General features: G+C 73.8%; 18 protein-coding genes. 4 read left to right on the top strand and 14 right to left on the bottom strand.

The features are described from left to right. Positions 1–56: 56 nt before the first annotated feature. A complete protein-coding gene (locus AB0M08_RS07905; protein WP_364490256.1) occupies positions 57–1,346 on the top strand; it encodes a cyclopropane-fatty-acyl-phospholipid synthase family protein in 1,290 nt (429 codons plus the stop codon). 105 nt (positions 1,347–1,451) lie between these two features. Here AB0M08_RS07905 and AB0M08_RS07900 read toward each other — a convergent pair whose 3' ends face one another. Beyond that, complete coding sequence (locus AB0M08_RS07900; RefSeq protein ID WP_364490253.1) at positions 1,452–2,165, bottom strand: TetR/AcrR family transcriptional regulator C-terminal domain-containing protein; 714 nt, start codon at positions 2,163–2,165, stop codon at positions 1,452–1,454. A 119-nt stretch (positions 2,166–2,284) separates the two neighbouring features. On the opposite strand from AB0M08_RS07900, the gene AB0M08_RS07895 reads away from it, so the two are divergent. Further along, a complete protein-coding gene (locus AB0M08_RS07895; protein WP_364490250.1) occupies positions 2,285–3,502 on the top strand; it encodes an NAD(P)/FAD-dependent oxidoreductase in 1,218 nt (405 codons plus the stop codon). Positions 3,503–3,682: 180 nt separating this feature from the next. Continuing rightward, on the top strand, positions 3,683–4,444 hold the full coding sequence (locus AB0M08_RS07890) for an SGNH/GDSL hydrolase family protein (protein ID WP_364490247.1): 762 nt from the start codon (positions 3,683–3,685) through the stop codon (positions 4,442–4,444). A gap of 6 nt (positions 4,445–4,450) precedes the next feature. Here the strand turns inward: AB0M08_RS07890 and AB0M08_RS07885 are convergent, their stop codons facing one another. The 8 genes from AB0M08_RS07885 to AB0M08_RS07850 all read right to left on the bottom strand — a co-directional run bounded on the left by AB0M08_RS07885 (position 4,451) and on the right by AB0M08_RS07850 (position 9,179). Further along, entirely contained in the window at positions 4,451–4,990 is a 540-nt protein-coding gene (locus tag AB0M08_RS07885; RefSeq protein WP_364490244.1) for an SUKH-4 family immunity protein, read from the bottom strand. Further along, positions 4,987–5,565, bottom strand: coding sequence for a hypothetical protein (locus AB0M08_RS07880; protein WP_364490241.1), 579 nt, complete (start codon positions 5,563–5,565; stop codon positions 4,987–4,989). The genes AB0M08_RS07885 and AB0M08_RS07880 overlap by 4 nt, the downstream gene beginning before the upstream one ends. Continuing rightward, complete coding sequence (locus AB0M08_RS07875; RefSeq protein ID WP_364490238.1) at positions 5,562–6,119, bottom strand: endonuclease; 558 nt, start codon at positions 6,117–6,119, stop codon at positions 5,562–5,564. Before AB0M08_RS07875 ends, AB0M08_RS07880 begins: the two co-directional genes overlap by 4 nt. Beyond that, the gene (locus tag AB0M08_RS07870) at positions 6,112–6,606 is read right to left on the bottom strand and encodes a hypothetical protein (RefSeq protein WP_364490235.1); all 495 of its coding nucleotides are present in this window, start codon (positions 6,604–6,606) and stop codon (positions 6,112–6,114) included. Before AB0M08_RS07870 ends, AB0M08_RS07875 begins: the two co-directional genes overlap by 8 nt. 4 nt (positions 6,607–6,610) lie before the next feature. Beyond that, entirely contained in the window at positions 6,611–6,934 is a 324-nt protein-coding gene (locus AB0M08_RS07865; RefSeq protein ID WP_364490232.1) for a hypothetical protein, read from the bottom strand. Beyond that, on the bottom strand, positions 6,931–7,356 hold the full coding sequence (locus AB0M08_RS07860; protein ID WP_364490229.1) for a YbaB/EbfC family nucleoid-associated protein: 426 nt from the start codon (positions 7,354–7,356) through the stop codon (positions 6,931–6,933). Before AB0M08_RS07860 ends, AB0M08_RS07865 begins: the two co-directional genes overlap by 4 nt. A 121-nt stretch (positions 7,357–7,477) precedes the next feature. Next, complete coding sequence (locus AB0M08_RS07855; RefSeq protein WP_364490226.1) at positions 7,478–8,257, bottom strand: hypothetical protein; 780 nt, start codon at positions 8,255–8,257, stop codon at positions 7,478–7,480. A 163-nt stretch (positions 8,258–8,420) separates the two neighbouring features. Beyond that, on the bottom strand, positions 8,421–9,179 hold the full coding sequence (locus tag AB0M08_RS07850; protein ID WP_364490223.1) for an SDR family oxidoreductase: 759 nt from the start codon (positions 9,177–9,179) through the stop codon (positions 8,421–8,423). A 128-nt stretch (positions 9,180–9,307) separates the two neighbouring features. On the opposite strand from AB0M08_RS07850, the gene AB0M08_RS07845 reads away from it, so the two are divergent. After that, positions 9,308–9,907, top strand: coding sequence for a TetR/AcrR family transcriptional regulator (locus AB0M08_RS07845; RefSeq protein WP_364490220.1), 600 nt, complete (start codon positions 9,308–9,310; stop codon positions 9,905–9,907). A 9-nt stretch (positions 9,908–9,916) separates the two neighbouring features. Here AB0M08_RS07845 and AB0M08_RS07840 read toward each other — a convergent pair whose 3' ends face one another. From AB0M08_RS07840 to AB0M08_RS07820, 5 genes are read right to left on the bottom strand one after another with little or no spacing between them, the layout of a single operon-like run. Next, positions 9,917–10,567: a 4Fe-4S single cluster domain-containing protein gene (locus AB0M08_RS07840; RefSeq protein ID WP_364490217.1), complete on the bottom strand. Its 651-nt coding sequence runs from the start codon at positions 10,565–10,567 to the stop codon at positions 9,917–9,919. Further along, positions 10,564–11,736 (bottom strand): hypothetical protein, encoded by a 1,173-nt coding sequence (locus AB0M08_RS07835; protein WP_364490214.1) that lies wholly within the window; start codon positions 11,734–11,736, stop codon positions 10,564–10,566. The genes AB0M08_RS07840 and AB0M08_RS07835 overlap by 4 nt, the downstream gene beginning before the upstream one ends. Further along, on the bottom strand, positions 11,733–12,287 hold the full coding sequence (locus tag AB0M08_RS07830; RefSeq protein WP_364490211.1) for an FHA domain-containing protein: 555 nt from the start codon (positions 12,285–12,287) through the stop codon (positions 11,733–11,735). Before AB0M08_RS07830 ends, AB0M08_RS07835 begins: the two co-directional genes overlap by 4 nt. Beyond that, complete coding sequence (locus tag AB0M08_RS07825; protein WP_364490208.1) at positions 12,284–14,296, bottom strand: AAA family ATPase; 2,013 nt, start codon at positions 14,294–14,296, stop codon at positions 12,284–12,286. The genes AB0M08_RS07830 and AB0M08_RS07825 overlap by 4 nt, the downstream gene beginning before the upstream one ends. Further along, on the bottom strand, positions 14,293–15,585 hold the full coding sequence (locus AB0M08_RS07820) for a hypothetical protein (RefSeq protein ID WP_364490206.1): 1,293 nt from the start codon (positions 15,583–15,585) through the stop codon (positions 14,293–14,295). The genes AB0M08_RS07825 and AB0M08_RS07820 overlap by 4 nt, the downstream gene beginning before the upstream one ends. Positions 15,586–15,631 lie beyond the last annotated feature (46 nt).

Genomic DNA, 15,631 nt, shown 5'->3' with positions numbered 1-15,631 from the left:
TGAGCTGGGCGGATAGTGGAGCGATCGACGGTCAAGCACCACCCTCGGGAGGTCCCATGCTGACCAGGAATCCCACCGACACCACCGCCGTCCGGCTCAAGAGCCTCCTCGAGACGCTGCTGCAGACCCCCCTACCGGTCCGGCTGCGCGCCTGGGACGGCTCGGAGGCCGGGCCCGCCGGCGCCCCGGTCGTGGTCATCCGGCACCGGCGGGCACTGCGCCGCCTCGTCTGGCAGCCCAACCAGCTCGGGCTGGCCCGGGCGTACGTCTCCGGCGACATGGACGTGGAGGGCGACCTCTACGACGTGCTCACCCGCCTCGCGCCGCTGCTCTGGCAGGCGCCCGGGGTGACGGAGGTACCGCTGCGCGCCGCGATGGGCGAGGCGCTGCGGCTGGGCATCATCGGCAGCCAGCCCAAGCCGCCGCCCGAGGAGATGGCGGTCACCGGCGCCCGGCACAGCCGGGGCCGGGACCGCCAGGCGATCAGACACCACTACGACGTCGGCAACGACTTCTACCGGCTCGTCCTCGGCGAGAGCATGGTCTACTCCTGCGCGTACTGGACGTCGGACGACCCCGGCTACGGGCTGGCCGACGCCCAGCGCGACAAGCTCGACCTGATCTGCCGCAAGCTGGAGCTGCGCCCCGGCCAGCGCCTGCTCGACGTCGGATGCGGCTGGGGCAGCCTGGCGATGCACGCCGCCAAGGAGTACGGCGTCCAGGTGGTCGGCATCACCATCTCCGCCGAGCAGGCCGCGTACGCCCGGAAGCGGGTCGACGACGCGGGCCTCGGCCACCAGGTGGAGATCCGGGTGCAGGACTACCGCGAGCTGGACGACGGCCCGTTCGACGCGATCTCCAGCGTCGGCATGGCCGAGCACGTCGGCACCGGCCCGTACCTGGAGTACGCCCGCATCCTGTACGGCCAGCTCAAGCCGGGCGGCCGCCTGCTCAACCACCAGATCTCGGCGCTCCGGCACGCGCCCGAGGAGTCGCACCAGCGCGGCTTCATCGACGCGTACGTCTTCCCGGACGGCGAGCTGGCACCCGTCGGCACCACCGTCACGCTGCTGGAACGCGCCGGTTTCGAGGTCCGCGACGTGCACGCGCTGCGCGAGCACTACGCCCGCACCCTGCGCGCCTGGGTGACGAACCTGGAGGCCGAGTGGTCCCGCGGCGTCCGCCTGACCAGCCCGGGACGGGCCCGGGTGTGGCGGCTCTACATGGCCGCGTCGGCGCTCGCCTTCGAACGCGCCAACATCGGCGTGAACCAGGTCCTGGCCGTGAAGGATCACCGCGACGGCACCAGCGACATGCCACCGACCCGCACGTCCTTCCTAGCCTGACGACAACCTTTCCTCCGGTACGGCGAGAGCCCGGCCGCCCCGCTCAAAAGGCGGCCGGCCACTCCTCGGCGTACCGGAGAACGGTCTTGACCCCGAGGTGGACGGTCAGCCCGGTGCCTGGCCCGCGCGGGCGAGGATGCCCCGGATCAGCACGTCGGCGGCCCAGGCGAACCGCTCCTCCCCGCTGCCGGAGAGCAGATCCCCGCGAGCGGCGTACACGTGCGGAAACGCCTCCGCCGAGGCCCGATCGAGCGCCTGCGCCACCGGCCCACCCGGCTCCGCAGCGTGCCCACCCGGCTCCGCGGCGTGCATGGTGGGCGCGTGCTCGGCGGCCTGGGCGCTGACGAACATGGTGAGCAGGTCGACGGCCCACGCCGCGGTCGCCCGGTCGACGCCCGCGCCGGCGAGCACCTCCAGCACCGCCTCGGTGATGCGCAGCGCGTTGGGACCGACGGCGATGGCCCCGAAGGCGAGCCGGGCCAGCGCCGGACTGGCCGATATCGCCCGCAGGTAGGAGCCGAGGATCAGGTCCAGGCGGGCCCGCCAGGGGTCGCCGGGCGCACCGACCGTCACGTCGTCGAGGGCCCGGTCGAGCACCAGCGCCTGCAGCTCGGTGAGATCGTCCACATAGGCGTAGAGCGAGGCCGGCCCGGTGTCCAGGGCGAGCGCGACCCGGCGCAGGCTCATCCCGGCGCCGTCCGGGGCGATGACCTGCCGGTACGCCTCCTCAACGATCGCGTCCCGGCTCAGCGGCGGCTTGGCCGGGCGGCTGCGGCGGCTGGCCACCTCGGATGTCCGGAACGGGTCACGCGGCGCCATGTCCGGAACGCTATTCGCCACGAACCCCGTTCGTCAATCGAACAGCGCTCTCGACGAACTGCATTCTCGACGAACACCGTCCTTGACGAACGGCGTTCGTCACGAATAGCGTTCCCGGCATGACTTCCTCACCGGAACCGGAGATCGCCGTCGTCGGCGCGGGGCTCAGCGGGCTGATCTGCGCGCGCATCCTGCAACGGCACGGGCGGTCCGTCACCGTCTACGAGGCCGACCCGTCCGCGGACGCCCGGCGGCAGGGCGGCTCGCTCGACATCCACCACGACACCGGGCAGGTCGCGCTCCGCGAGGCCGGGCTGATCGAGGAGTTCCGGGCGCGGACCCACCCCGGCGGCGAGGCGGTCCGGGTGCTGGACAGCGGCGGACGGGTCCTGGCCGACCTCCCGGACCGCAACGGCGGGCGCGGGCGCCCGGAGATCGACCGCACCGTCCTGCGGCAGCTGCTCATCGACTCCCTGACCCCGGGCACGATCACCTGGAACGCCAAGGTCACCGCCGCCACAGCTCGCGAACCCGCCACAGCTCGCGAACCCGCCACAGTTCGCGTGCCCGCCACCCCTCGCGTGCCCGCCGCCGCTCCGGAGCTGACACTCGCCGACGGCCGGACCGTGCGCGCCGGGCTGATCGTCGGCGCCGACGGGGCCTGGTCCCGGGTCCGGCCGTTGCTCACCACGGCGAAGCCGCACTACTCCGGGATCACGCTGGTCGAGATCGGGCACGCCGCGCCGGAGGCCCGGCACCTCGCGGTCACCGGGCGGGGCAGCCTCTTCGCGCTCACCGGCAACCGGTACATCGGCGGCCACGGCGGGGACCACCTCGCACTCGGGTGCGGGTTCCGGGTCCCCGAGGACTGGGCCGCGACCGGCGGCGTCGACTGGGCCGATCCGGTAAGCGCCCGGCACGCTCTGCTGCGGGAGTTCGACGGCTGGGCGCCGGAACTCACCGACCTGATCCGGGACTGCGACGACACCGTGGTGCCGCGGCCGATCCACGCGCTGCCGGCCGGGCTCCGCTGGGATCCGGTTCCCGGGGTGACGCTGATCGGGGACGCCGCCCACCTCATGTCGCCGTTCGCCGGGGAGGGCGCGAACCTCGCCCTGATCGACGGCGCGGACCTGGCCCGGGAGTTGCTGCGCACCGGCGATGTCGGCGCGGCCGTGGCGGCGTACGAGAAACGGATGTTCCCGCGCGCCGCCAAGGCCGCGGCGATGTCGCAGCGGGGTCTCGACATGATGTTCCGGGACGGCCCGCCGCGCCGGATCGCCCGGTTCTTCCGGATCGCCGGCCTCGCCGGACGGCTGCTCCGCACGAGAGGCTGACGCGGCCGGGCAGGCGCTCCGCACGAGAGGCTGACGCGGCCGGGCAGGCGCTCCGCACGAGAGGCTGACGCGGCCGGACAGCCGCTCCGCGCGAACGGCCGGGGCCATCGCCGACAGTGGACGGTGATCGGACAGCGGCTGATCTCGCGACAGACCGGCCGGTGTTCCTACCGTCGTCGCGTGATCGAGATCCTCGGCGTGGTCGCCGCCCTGCCCGCCGGTACCGCGGCCGTCCTGGTCCGCCAGGTGATCGGCGTCCAGCGCACGATCCCGCTGGCGACCAGCCCGCCGCCCGGCGGCGAGGCCGAGATCGGCCGCCGGCGAGCCGGGCGGCCCCTGACGATGGTCCTGCTGGGTGACTCGTTCGCGGCCGGTTACGGTACGGCCCGGCCGAGGGAGACTCCCGGCTTCCTGCTCGCCACCGCACTCGCCCGGCGGACCGGCCGCCGGATCCGGCTGCACCGGCAGGCGATCGTCGGGGCGATGTCGTCCGATCTGGATCATCAGGTGGAGGCGGCGCTGCGGCGGGCGCCCGACCTCGCCGTCATCTACGTCGGCGGTAACGACGTCACCCGGTTCGCGCCGCTGCGCACCGCCGCCCGGCACCTCGGCGACGCGGTACGCCGGCTGCGCGCCGCGGGCTGCCACGTCGTCGTCGGAACCTGCCCCGACCTGGGGGTCCTGCCCCCGCTGCGGCCGCCGCTGAGCTGGCTGGCCAGCCTGCGCAGCCGCCGCCTGGCCGCCGCGCAGCGCACCGAGGTGACGGCCGCCGGCGGTCACTCGTTCTCGCTGGCCGGCCTGCTCAACCCGCACTTCGCCGCCGACCCGGTCCGGATGTTCGGCGCGGACCGCTTCCACCCGTCGGCCGACGGATACGCCCGCGCGGCCGCGGTCACCCTGCCCCCGCTGCTCACCGCCCTGCGCACCGAGGGCCTGCTCTGACCCCGGTCAGCCGCCGGTCGACTCCAGCTCGTCGAAGGCCATGCTCCACCAGGCCTCCGGGTCGACGAAGGCGGAGGAGTCGACGGCCATCAGCGTGCCGCGGATCTGCCGGGCCCGGACCGCCCGCTCCCGGCCGCCCGGGTCGGTCTCGATCAGCTGGCCGAGGCGGTACAGGAACTCGACGAAGGCCGCGAACGTCGCGTTGACCTGCTCGAAGTTCGGCGTCGCCAGGTCCAGCAGGATCACCACGCCGGTCTCCGCCTCGAGGCAGAAGAGCAGCGACGGGTTCTCCGGGGAGCTGCCCAGCACGATGTAGATCCGCGGCCCCTCGTCGCCGATCTCGATCTTCATCTTGGAGAAGAGCTCCAGGCCCTCCACCTCGACGGCGGCGTCGAACAGGATCGGGACGTGCGCCGGGAACAGGTTCTCCGGGGGGAGGACGCCGTCGCCGAGCGGGCCGAGCACGTCGTCGAAGAGCCCGGCCGGGAAGGAGAGCAGGCCGTCGGCACCCCAGAGGGCGGTGAGCTGCTCACGGGTCACCGTCACGCGCCGGTCTCCTCATCGTCATCGTCGTAGTCGTCGTCCCCGGGGACGGTGGTCAGGTCGTGCTCCTCGAGGAAGGCCCACCAGCGGTCGGTCTCCTCGTTCTCGAACTCGTCGAAGGCGACGTCCGCATACCGGGGGCCGAAGACGTAGAGGACGAGGAAGAACTCGAGACTCGGCATCGCCATCGCGAACTCCTCGCGGGCGAACCACTCGTCGGTGCTGGTCGGCGGTACCCACCAGACCTCGCCGGTGTCCCGCCGCAGCAGCAACGGCTCCTCGTCCATCGTGCCGAGGTGGAACCAGGCGCCGGGGTCGTCGGCCACCCCGGTGAAGTCCGGCATGTGCTGCAGCAGGCCCTGGTAGTGGTCGTACATGCCGAGCGAGATCAGCTCGAAGGGGCCGGCACCGATCCCGTCGGCGACCTCCAGGAGCTCGCGGACCGGCTGCGGCGTGCCGGCCGGGATCCGCTCGGCCGGAGCGCCCGCGTTGATGTGCGCCCACGCCTCGGCGCCGGCGCCGGTCACCGCGAGGTCGGTGCGCAGCTCCTCGATGAGCTCCCGAAGCTCGGGGTTCAATCCACTACCTCTATTCGGATCGGCGTACCGTTCGGGAGCTTGGCGATCTGTTTCCGGATCTCCCGGCCGATGTCCTGGTTCGTATGCCCGTCCAGCAGCTTCAGGTTACTGCGGTCGTCGGCGCCGCCGAGTTGCAGCTCCCACACGTGATCGGGGTTCGTCTTCTTCAGCGCCGTGAGCAGTTTGTCGCGCATCGGGTCGTCCTCGTCGTACTTCTTCTTGATGAGACTCTCGACGCGGGCCTTGTAGCCACGGGTGATGCTGCCGTTGCGGGCGACCGGGTTGGCCTGTTTGAAGAGCTTGCCCTCGTCGCTGAGCTTCTTCAGCGACCGGGACTTCTCCAGCCAGGCGCCCTGCTTGTAGGAGCTCTTGCGCTCGATCCGGACGACGAACTCGGGCAGGCTGTCGTCCCGCTTGACCTCGGGCGCGGACCTGCGCCGCCGGGGCGCCGACGGTGCGGCCTCGAGCGCCTGGCTGACCAGCCGCCCGGCCCGCGACGGCCGGGCCGCGCCGCCCCGCGTCGTCGAGCTCGACGGCGAATGGTGCCTAGCCATTGAGCAGTTCCGAGATCACCTGGTCGATCAGCATGCCGACGATCTCCCGGGTGATGGTCTGGAAGATCGGGATCTCGGCCAGCGAGGCGCCGAACGTGGCGATCGCGGTCGCGATCGCCTGCGCCACCTCGATCACGAGGATCACCAGCTGCACGATCATCTGGATCTTCAGGACCAGCACGATCGCCGCACAGATGATCATCCCGGTGCCGACCAGCATCGCGGCGTTCGCGTAGTCGGGCAGGGTGCCGGGACCGCTGTCCGCCTTCGTCCACCACTTCTGGAAGGCCTGGATCGCGTCGCCCTCGTGCTGCTGCCAGATCGCCGCCGCGGCCGAGGACGCCTCGCCGGAGGCGCCCGCCACCCGGCCGCCGAACTCGATCCAGGCCTGGCCCATCTCGAAGAGCTTCTCCTCGTCGGCCTCCGGCCAGCTCAGGCCGATCCAGCCGAGCGCGGTGATCAGCTCGCCGGGGAGCTGGAGTCCCATCGCGTCAGCCCAGCATCTTCTGCATGCCGGTCATGCCGTCGGCCACGTCCTGGTCGGCGGCCTCGTAGTTGTCGGCCATCAGCGTCACGTCGCTGCCGGCCGACCCGATCTCCTCGGCGGCCACGCCGATGCAGTCGAGCACCCAGGCCGAGACGGCGGTGTAGACGGTGCCGATCAGCGTGCCGATGTCGTCGCCGCCCCAGGGCTCGCCGTACCCCTGCATCCGGGACTCGAAGCCGTCCAGGTCGCCGATGAACCGCTCGGCCACGCCGATCACCTGGTCACCGCCGGAGCGCAGCAGCGCGGGCTCGACCTGGAAGCCGCTCACCGTGGGCCGCCCGGCGTCATCCGCGCCTGCGCGTCGGTGAGCGCCTGCAGGAACGCGCCCAGCCGCGGCACCGCGGTGTCCCGGATCTCCTCCAGCTGCTCGGTCAGCCGTCCCAGGTCGCCCGTCTCGGGTGCGGCCGGCGAGGCGCCGCGCATCGCGTCGATCGCCGTGTTCACCGCCTCGACCACGTACTCACCGAGCTCGGCCGAGCTGAGCCGCATCAGGCGCGGGTCGAACGTCACCGACTGCAGCCGGCCGTCGGCACCGAACTCGGCCCGGACCTGTCCGTCGGCGGCCTCGCCGATCCGGCGCTCGCGGGCCGCCTCCTCGTCCTCCGGGGTGGCCCGCACGGCACGGAGTGCCCCGACCGTGGTGTCCAGCATGCGAGCGAAATCCTCGCCGGTCGTCTTCTCCGTCGACACGTGGCCTCCCCGCCGTCCGAATCTCCGCACAGGATAGTCAGTACGGACAATCCGCGAGGATCAGCGGGAGGCGGCCCCGCGCCGGGAGGCTTCCCTCAGGCCGCCCGGCGGGCGGCGTCGTTCAGGCCGCCTGCTGTACGACGAGACGGCGGCTCGCGGCCCGCTGGTGACGCACGCTCGCGGGCAGGTCGTGGCGGAGCGCCGCCGCCTGCGCACCCGCGCGACCCGCCTCGTGCCGGAGGCTGCCCCGCGCCGAGAGGGCGAGCTGCGCGTCGTGCCACGCGGTCCGCTCCGCCGCGGCGGCCTGCCGGTACACCCGCTCCCGGTGCGCGACGACCGCCTGCTGCACGACCAGCTCCTGCTCCACCGGGTGCCGTCGGGCGTCCCAGTCACCGCGCCCGGCGAGCACCTCGGTCAGGGTGGCGGCCGGCAGGTCACCGCGGTCGACCGCGTCGCGGACGGCCCGGTGCAGGTACCGCTCGCGGTCGGCGTACTCGGCGGTGGTGCGCTGGCTGGCGCAGAGCCGGAACGCACCCGCCACCCGCATCCGGGCGAGCTCCCGCTCGGCGTCCTGCCATGCCTGCCAGACCTCGTCGACGTGCCGGTCCGCCTGCGCCCAGCAGTCGTGCCATCGCTGCGCCGCCTCGTCCGCCCGCTCCGCCGCGACCGAGACCTCGTCGGCGAAGCGCGCGGCCTCGGTCGCCTTGGCCCGGCGGACGGCGAGTTCCCGGCGGTACCGGCGGAGCGCGCCGACGGTCTCCACGGCCGCCTGCCGTGGGCTGCGCAGCGCCCGTGGAGCGGCCAGCAACAGCAGTGCGGGCAGCGAGAGCAGCATCAGCACCACCCACGCCACCATCGGCGCCATCGGCGCGGCCAGCAACGTCTCGGCGAACACATTCACGACCCGGGAACCCCTCGGCTTGATCGGCTACAACGGCATCAACGACGGGCCGGGCCGGGCGGCGAAGGAACCCGGCACGGCCACACGATGGAGATCAACCGAATGTCACCGTACCCAGCCTTCGCCGCGTCAATCACCCGAAAGTGGTGCCGCCCACCATGTGTCAGATCTGGCTGGCACCCCCGTCGACATAGATCTCCGCCCCGGTCATGAAGGTGCTCGCCGGGGAGGCGAGGAAGACCACCGCGTCGGCGATCTCCTCCGGGCGTCCCAGCCGGTTCATCGGTACGCCGGACGCCAGGTTCTTCAGCAGCTGCTCGGCGGCCTCCGGGTCGGGCGCGAGACCGCTGAGCCCGGGCGTCCCGATCGGACCGGGCGCGATGCTGTTCACCCGGACGTCCCGGCCGGCGAGCTCCGCGGCCCAGCTGCGGGTGAACGAGCGGAGCGCGGCCTTGCTGGCGGCATAGACGCTGAACGCCGCCGCGCCCTTCACGTCGATGTTGGAGCTGGTCAGGATCACCGAGGCGCCCCGGTTGAGCAGCGGCAGCAGGGTCTGGACGGTGAAGAGCGTGCCGCCGACGTTGGTGTTGAACGTGTCCGCGTAGTGCTGCCAGGTGATGTCGCCGAGCGCCGCGAACTCGCCGCCGCCCGCGTTCGCGAAGAGCACGTCGAGCCCGTTCCCCCGCTCGCGGACCGCCGCGGCGACCCGCTCCAGGTCACCGAGGTCGGCGACGTCCGCCCGGATCCCGGTGGCGCTGCCACCCGCCGCGACGATCCCGGCGACCGCGGCGTCCAGCGCCTCCGTCCGGCGCCCGGTGAGGAAGACGTGCGCACCCTCGTCCGCCAGCCGGCGGGCGGCCGCGAGCCCGATGCCCGAGGTCGCGCCGGTGACGAGGGCGTTCTTGCCGGTGAGCTGTGCCATGACGATCGTCTCCTCGACTATTTCTGTACCGATCGGTACGCAAGTCGGAACGCTACCACCGCCCCGCCTATTTCTGTACCGATCGGTTAAGATGAGCTGTGTCACCCAGACCCGGGAAGGAGACGGCGATGAGCGGAACGGCACGGGACCGGGGACGGCCGCGGGGCTTCGACGCCGACGCGGTACTGGACCGGGCCGTCGAGGTGTTCTGGCGGCGCGGCTACGAGGGCGCGTCACTCAGCGATCTCACCGAGGCGATGGGCATCAACCGCCCGAGCATGTACGCCGCCTACGGCAACAAGGAGCAGCTCTTCCGGGCGGCGATCGCGCGCTACGCTGCGGTGGACATGGCGTACGCCGGAGAGGCCTTGCGACAGGAGACGGGCTTCGCGGTCATCGCGACCTTCCTGCACACCAACGCCGACGCGCTGACCAGGGCGGACCGGCCACCCGGGTGCCTGTCGATCCAGGGCGGGCTGGCCACCGGGAGTGCGGGCGTCGCCGAGTTCCTCGCCGCGAGCCGGCTCGCCGGGGAGCAGGCGCTCGCGGAACGCCTGCGCCGGGCGGTCGCCGAGGGTGACCTGCCGGCGGGCACCGACCCGGCCGGACTGGCCCGCTACGTGATGGTGGTCAGCGAGGGCAACGCGGTGCACGCGGCCGCCGGCGCCGACCGGGCCAGCCTGCATCGCACCGTCGACATCGCCCTGCGCGCGGTCCCGGGCGGCTGACGGGCCTTCTCAGGGACGCGCGGACGGCCGCCACGTCACCCCGGCGTCCAGCCCGCGGGCGCGCAGATCCCGCTCCAGGCGCGGCAGGGTCCCCCGGGTGGGCACGCCGATCAGCCGCACCCCGTCCGCGCCGGCGGACAACTCCAGCGGCGGGCGCTCCGGCTCCAGCTCCAGGAAGGGCTCGTAGCGGCGGCGCCCCAGCTCGGTCCGCACCCGCATCCGCTGGTTCGCCGAGCCGCGCCAGATCAGCCGGGTCGGGCGGGACGCGTCGTACCGGCCGGTGATCAGCACGTCCGCGTACGAGGCCGCCTGCCGCTGCCGCTCGTCCAGCTCCTCCGGCTCGTACCCGGTGAAGATCAGCACGTCGTGCTCGCCGGTCGCCGCCGCGGCCAGGAACGCGGCCAGCGCCACCGGCTGGGCCAGGGGCTCGCCACCGCTGACGGTCAGCCCGGTGGCGCCCTGCCGGACCGCCTCCCGCCAGCGCCCGGCCAGCTCGGCCGGCGCGATCGCGGTGCCCTCCTCCGGCGCCCAGGTGTCCAGCGACATGCAGCCCCGGCACGCCAGCGGGCAGCCCTGCACCCAGACGCCGAAACGGCGGCCCGGCCCGAGCGCGGTGACCGGGAAGTGCGTCCGCGCGATCCGCAGCACCGCCCCGCTCACGACCGGACCTGCGATCCCCGCCGGTGCTGGACCGCCTCGGTGAACGCCGGATCCCCGACGGCCCGGGCCAGCGCCGCGAAGTACGCCTCCTCGGCCGCCGCGTACGCCTCCCGGATCGCCCGCTCCTGGACGTCGAGCGGGTCCTCGCCCTCGTCCGGCGTCACGTACGCGGGGTTCAGCCGGGCCGCGATGGTCCGCATCACCAGCTCGTACCGGTCGCGGTGGGCACGGTTGCGGACGTACGCCTCCTGGAACGGGTGCCGCCGGGCCAGCCCGAGCATGAACGCCATCGACCCGCCGACCAGCATCAGCGCGACGAACATCAGGATCACGGTGAGCGGGGTGACGTGCAGCCGCCCGGTCGCCGGCACCCCGGCCTCCAGCACCCGGCCGCGGACCAGCCCGAGCACCACGATGACGAAGAGCCAGCTCGCGGCGAGGACGGCGAACGCGTACCAGCCGTGCCGTTCCCCGCCGGTCGCCGCCCGGCTGCGCAGCAGCGTCCCGGAGAGGAACGGCCCGAGCACCACCACCGCCGAGACCAGCAGCGCCATCCACCGGGTCACCTCGTCCCGTCCGGCGGTGCCGAGGAAGTAGTCGAAGACGGTGTACTGCAGGATCGCCTCGGCCGCGATCAGCACGGCCAGGATGAGCAGCCGCCAGATCAGCCGCAGCGGCGTGGACTCGCCCTCCCAGGGTGTCCGGTCGCCCTCCCGCGGGCCCTCCACCGGCTCGAAGACCGGGTCCAGCTCGTCGGCGTCCTCCCGGGACGCCAGACCGGACATCCGGGCCCGGGCGTCGTCCATCCGGGCCTGCGACTCGTCGCGGCGGCGGCGGGCCTCCCGGAGCTGCTCGCCGGTGAGCCGATGTGCGGTGCGCAGCGCGCCGATCGCCGTCTCCCGGCGGTGCCGCAGTTCCCGGACGAACGGCGGGTCGAAGACCTCCGAGGGCGGGTCGCCCGGACCGCCGAACGACCACTGGTTGAACATCGCCGACGCCGCGTCGGCGACCGCCGCGCGCTCGGCCTGGGCGGCCACCTCCCCCGCCGAGAGCCACGGGTCGACCTGCGGCGGCGGTGGCGGGGTGAGACGGGTCAGCCCGATGCCGCCGGCGACGGCCCAGAACGACCACCACCGCTCGATCAGGCGCTGGAAGAAGGCCACGGTCATCCCTCCCGGACGGCGTGCACGGTGACGGTGCCCTCGGCGTGCAGGCCGAGACGGATCCGCTGGTGGGAGTGGAGATCCCGGCGTTCCGCGACGGGGATCTCGGCGCCGTCGAGGAAGGTGCCGTTCGGCGCCGGGCCCGGCTCGATCCAGGCGCGCCCACCCGGCTCCGCACCGACCACCGCGTGGTGCCGGGAGACGTTCGGGTAGTCCCGGAAGATCCCGGCGTGCGCGCCCCGCCGGCCCAGCTCGGCGCGGCTCCCCGGTGCCACCGTCACCTCGCCGGCCGGGAACCGGATCACCAGCCCGGGCGGGGTCAGCGACCGGCGGCAGGCCGGGTTGACGCACTCGGTGTTCGACGGATGCGGAACCTCGGCGCCACAGCTCCAGCAGCTCCGCCCGTCGTCGGGTACGGCCTCCGGTTCCGCCCACTCCGGGGTGGGTGCGGCGGTCGCCTCCGCCTGCGGTTCGAGATCCCTGATGTGTTCGGGACAGAGCACCTCGTCGTCGCCGTAGAGCACGCCGGGACCGCAGCTACGACAGACCCGGCTCACCACGGCCTCCGTACGCCGGAGATCTGGGTCTCGATCCTCGGACCGGCGACGTCGCTGCCCGGGTGGACCCCGGTGACCAGCACCTCCGAGCCGGGCGGCACGTCCCGGTCGAAGAGCTCCCGGGCCAGCGGGTTGATCAGGTTGCTCTCCAGCAGGTTGCCGATGCCCCGGCCGCCGTTCGGCAGGTCCACCGTGCACGCCTCGCGCAGCTGCCAGCCGGCCTGCTCGGTGAAGCGGAGCGCCACCTGCTGCTCCCGCAGCACGGCCCGGACGGTGTTCGCCAGCTGCAGATCGAAGATCTTGTACGCCGCCTCCCGGCCGATGAAGTCGAAGACCACGATGTTGTCGCCGAGCCGGTTGAGCAGCTCCGGACGGCCCAGCGTGACGGTGAAGTAGTCCCGCACCGCCGCCTTCACCCGCCTCTCCAGCTCCGGGTACGGCATCCCCGGCTCCACCTGCTGCACCCGCTCCCCGGTCACCGGGTCGGTCGTCACGACGCCCAGGTTCGACGTGAAGATCAGCACGCATTCGGAGAAGTGCGTGGTGATGCCCTGCCCGTCGGTGAGCCGCCCGTCCTCGAGGATCTGCAGGAACTTGTCCAGGATCGACGTGCTGGCCTTCTCGATCTCGTCGAAGAGCACCACCTGGAACGGGTTGCGCCGCACCGCACCGGTCAGCTCGCCGCCCGCCTCGAAACCGACGTACCCGGGGGGCGCGCCGACCAGCCGGTCCGCCGCGTGGTCCGCCGCGAACTCGCTCATGTCGAACCGCAGGTACGCGTTCACGTCCCCGAAGAGCAACTCGGCGATCTGCTTCGCCATCTCGGTCTTGCCGACGCCGGTCGGTCCCGCGAAGAAGAGCACGCCGCGCGGCCGGGAGGCGGTGCTGGTCGCCTGCGCGCCGGAGAGCCCGAGCGCGGCCCGCTTGAGGATGTCCAGCGTCTTGCCGGTGGCCCGGGACTGCCCGAGCACCCGTTCGGCGATCCGCTCCTCCCCCTCGCTGATGTGCTTGCGCAGGCTGTCGTGCCGCCACGGGGTGTCGGCGACGCCGAGCTTGTAGGTGCGGACCGCGTCGGCGATCTCCCCGGCGCCGATGCCCCGGTCCCGGGAGAGCCGGACCACCTCGGTCATCGCCCGCAGCGTCATGCCCTCGGTGAGCTTCGCGAACTCGTCCGCCACCCGGTCACCGTCCGGCGGCGCCTGGCCCGGCACGTACCGGCCCGTCGCCCCCTGGCTCGGCGGCAGCATCGGGGTGACCGCCCGGGCCAGCCGCTCCCGGTCGCCCAGGCTCGGCGTGCCGACGGCGATCGTCCGGATCGGCTCGACACCGGCGGTCAGCCAGGCCGGCAGGTCGCGCTCCCCCTCGACCAGCCAGATCACCGGGTTGAACCGCTCGCCGGGGACCGGCCCGCTCGCGAAGGGCTCCGCGGTGAAGGCGAGCTTCTGGCAGTACAGGAAGAAGTCGCGCTCCACCGGGTCGAGCTGGCCGGGCACCCGGGTGATCCGGGCCGCGTAGTCGATCACGAAGGCGGCCCGGAGCGGCGGGCGGACCACGGTGTCCCGGCGGGCCGCGCCCTCCTGCGGTTGACCCGGCGGCGGGCCCTGCGGGTGGCCCTGCCGAGCCTCCCCTGCCGCGCCGCCCTCGGGTGGCGCCTGCTCGGCGACGCCGGTGACCTTGGCGAGGTGGGTACGCAGCCGCTCCAGGGACGGCCGCCGCCCGATCACCCGGGAGCCGAGCAGCCGCTGCGCGGCCTCGGTGGCACCCGGGTGCGGCGGGTACACGGTGATGCCGTCGACCGGGTCGTAGCAGACCAGGCAGGTGTAGCCGCGCGGTTCCAGCGCCGCCCAGAGCAGCTGCAGCATCGGCACCGGGCGGGCCGGGCCGCCCGGCGGCTCCACCAGGTACAGGTCCCGCAGATTGCCGTGCAGCACGAACTGCGAGTGGACGGCGAGGGTGCCGGCCAGCTCCCGGGCGAACGCCGGGAAGCCCGGCAGCAGCGGCGCGCTCACCGGACCTCCCGCGCCTTCGGCCGCTGGACCGGCACGGTGACCGGCGCGGTCCGGGCCCGGCGCTGCGGCGTGTGGCGCGGGTCGACCACCACCTCGGCGTCGAGCCGGCCGGCGAGCACGGCCAGGTCGGCGGTGAAGGTGTCGCAGCGTTCCCGGTCCCGGCCGGCGGCCTCGTCGCCGTCGACGTCCTCCTCCCGCTCGAGGCGCCCGTGCACCGTCCCCGCGGTGTCCACCCAGACCGCGGCGGAGTGCTCGCCGTGCCAGTCCGCGTGGGAGAGCCGCAGCTCGGCCGGGTCACCGGCGTCCACGGTGTACCCCTGCTCGGCCAGGCACGCGGAGACCGTCTCCCGGACGTACGCGGCCCGGATCACGGTCTCCGCCCACCGGAGGGCGCCGGACGCCTCGGTCAGCAGCTCCTCGGTCAGGTCGGCCTGCCCACCGATCACCGCGCGCAGCCGTGCCGCCGTCCCGCCGTACGGTCCCGGTGGTGGCGTACGCACCACGACCGGCTCCTCCAGGGCGGTGACCAGGGTGGCCGCGAGACGACGGCGCTCGGCCCGCCCGTTCAGCTCGGCGACCCGGCTCCGCAGCTGGCGCACGTACGCCCGGGCCTCCGCGGGAGCGGCGCCCCCGGCCAGCGCGGCGGTACGCAGCACGGTCAGCCGCTCCTGTTCGGTGGCGTCCTCGTCCAGCGTCCGCAGGATCCCGTCGAGGTCCGGCGCCGGCGCGGCCGGGCGGGCCGGCGCGGGGGCCGGGGCGGCCGTCCGGTGCCGGTCGCGCAGCGTCTGCTGGAGACGGCTCAGTGCGGCCGCGGTACCCGGCGCGGACCGGATGCTCTCCGGCAGCCCGGCGGCGAGCCGCTCCGACTCGGTCGCCGCGCATCCGGCGGCGACCGCCTCGGCGGCGGCGCGCAGCAGCGGCGCGGCCCGGGCCGCCCAGGTCGCGGCCTCCTGCTCGGTACGCCCGGCGAGCACCAGCGGCTCCGGGATCGCGACCGCCACACCGGCCCGGCTGGCCCGCTCGGTGAGCAGCCGGAGGCGCGCGTTCAGCTCCACCACCTCGGCCGCGACCCGGGGCCAGCGCAGCGCCGCGATCGCCGCGGCGGCCTGGGCCTCCGCGGTCCGTTCCAGGCTCTCGCCGAGGTTGCCGAGCCCCCGGAGCGCGGCCTCGGCCGCCTGGTTCGCCGCCCACACCGTGAGCGCCGCGGCCGCCGCGGCGGTGAGCACCACCGCGGCACCGGCGGACAGCACCGCACCGGCCGGCATGACCACAATTCCACCAGAGCTCATCGTTCCTCCTCGCCGTCCTGACGCCCCTCCCTGACGGACAGGGGCC

The organism is Actinoplanes sp. NPDC051851 (genome assembly GCF_040681165.1).
Taxonomy (GTDB): domain Bacteria; phylum Actinomycetota; class Actinomycetes; order Mycobacteriales; family Micromonosporaceae; genus Actinoplanes.
This window is presented reverse-complemented; position numbering and strand designations above follow the sequence as displayed.

Bases quoted from the DNA above. Each gene is read 5' to 3' on its own strand.
- AB0M08_RS07850 (WP_364490223.1), bottom strand. From the start codon at position 9,179: ATGGCACAGCTCACCGGCAAGAACGCCCTCGTCACCGGCGCGACCTCG.
- AB0M08_RS07870 (WP_364490235.1), bottom strand. From the start codon at position 6,606: ATGGGACTCCAGCTCCCCGGCGAGCTGATCACCGCGCTCGGCTGGATC.
- AB0M08_RS07845 (WP_364490220.1), top strand. From the start codon at position 9,308: ATGAGCGGAACGGCACGGGACCGGGGACGGCCGCGGGGCTTCGACGCC.
- AB0M08_RS07835 (WP_364490214.1), bottom strand. From the start codon at position 11,736: ATGACCGTGGCCTTCTTCCAGCGCCTGATCGAGCGGTGGTGGTCGTTC.
- AB0M08_RS07900 (WP_364490253.1), bottom strand. From the start codon at position 2,165: ATGGCGCCGCGTGACCCGTTCCGGACATCCGAGGTGGCCAGCCGCCGC.
- AB0M08_RS07875 (WP_364490238.1), bottom strand. From the start codon at position 6,119: ATGGCTAGGCACCATTCGCCGTCGAGCTCGACGACGCGGGGCGGCGCG.
- AB0M08_RS07905 (WP_364490256.1), top strand. From the start codon at position 57: ATGCTGACCAGGAATCCCACCGACACCACCGCCGTCCGGCTCAAGAGC.
- AB0M08_RS07895 (WP_364490250.1), top strand. From the start codon at position 2,285: ATGACTTCCTCACCGGAACCGGAGATCGCCGTCGTCGGCGCGGGGCTC.
- AB0M08_RS07820 (WP_364490206.1), bottom strand. From the start codon at position 15,585: ATGAGCTCTGGTGGAATTGTGGTCATGCCGGCCGGTGCGGTGCTGTCC.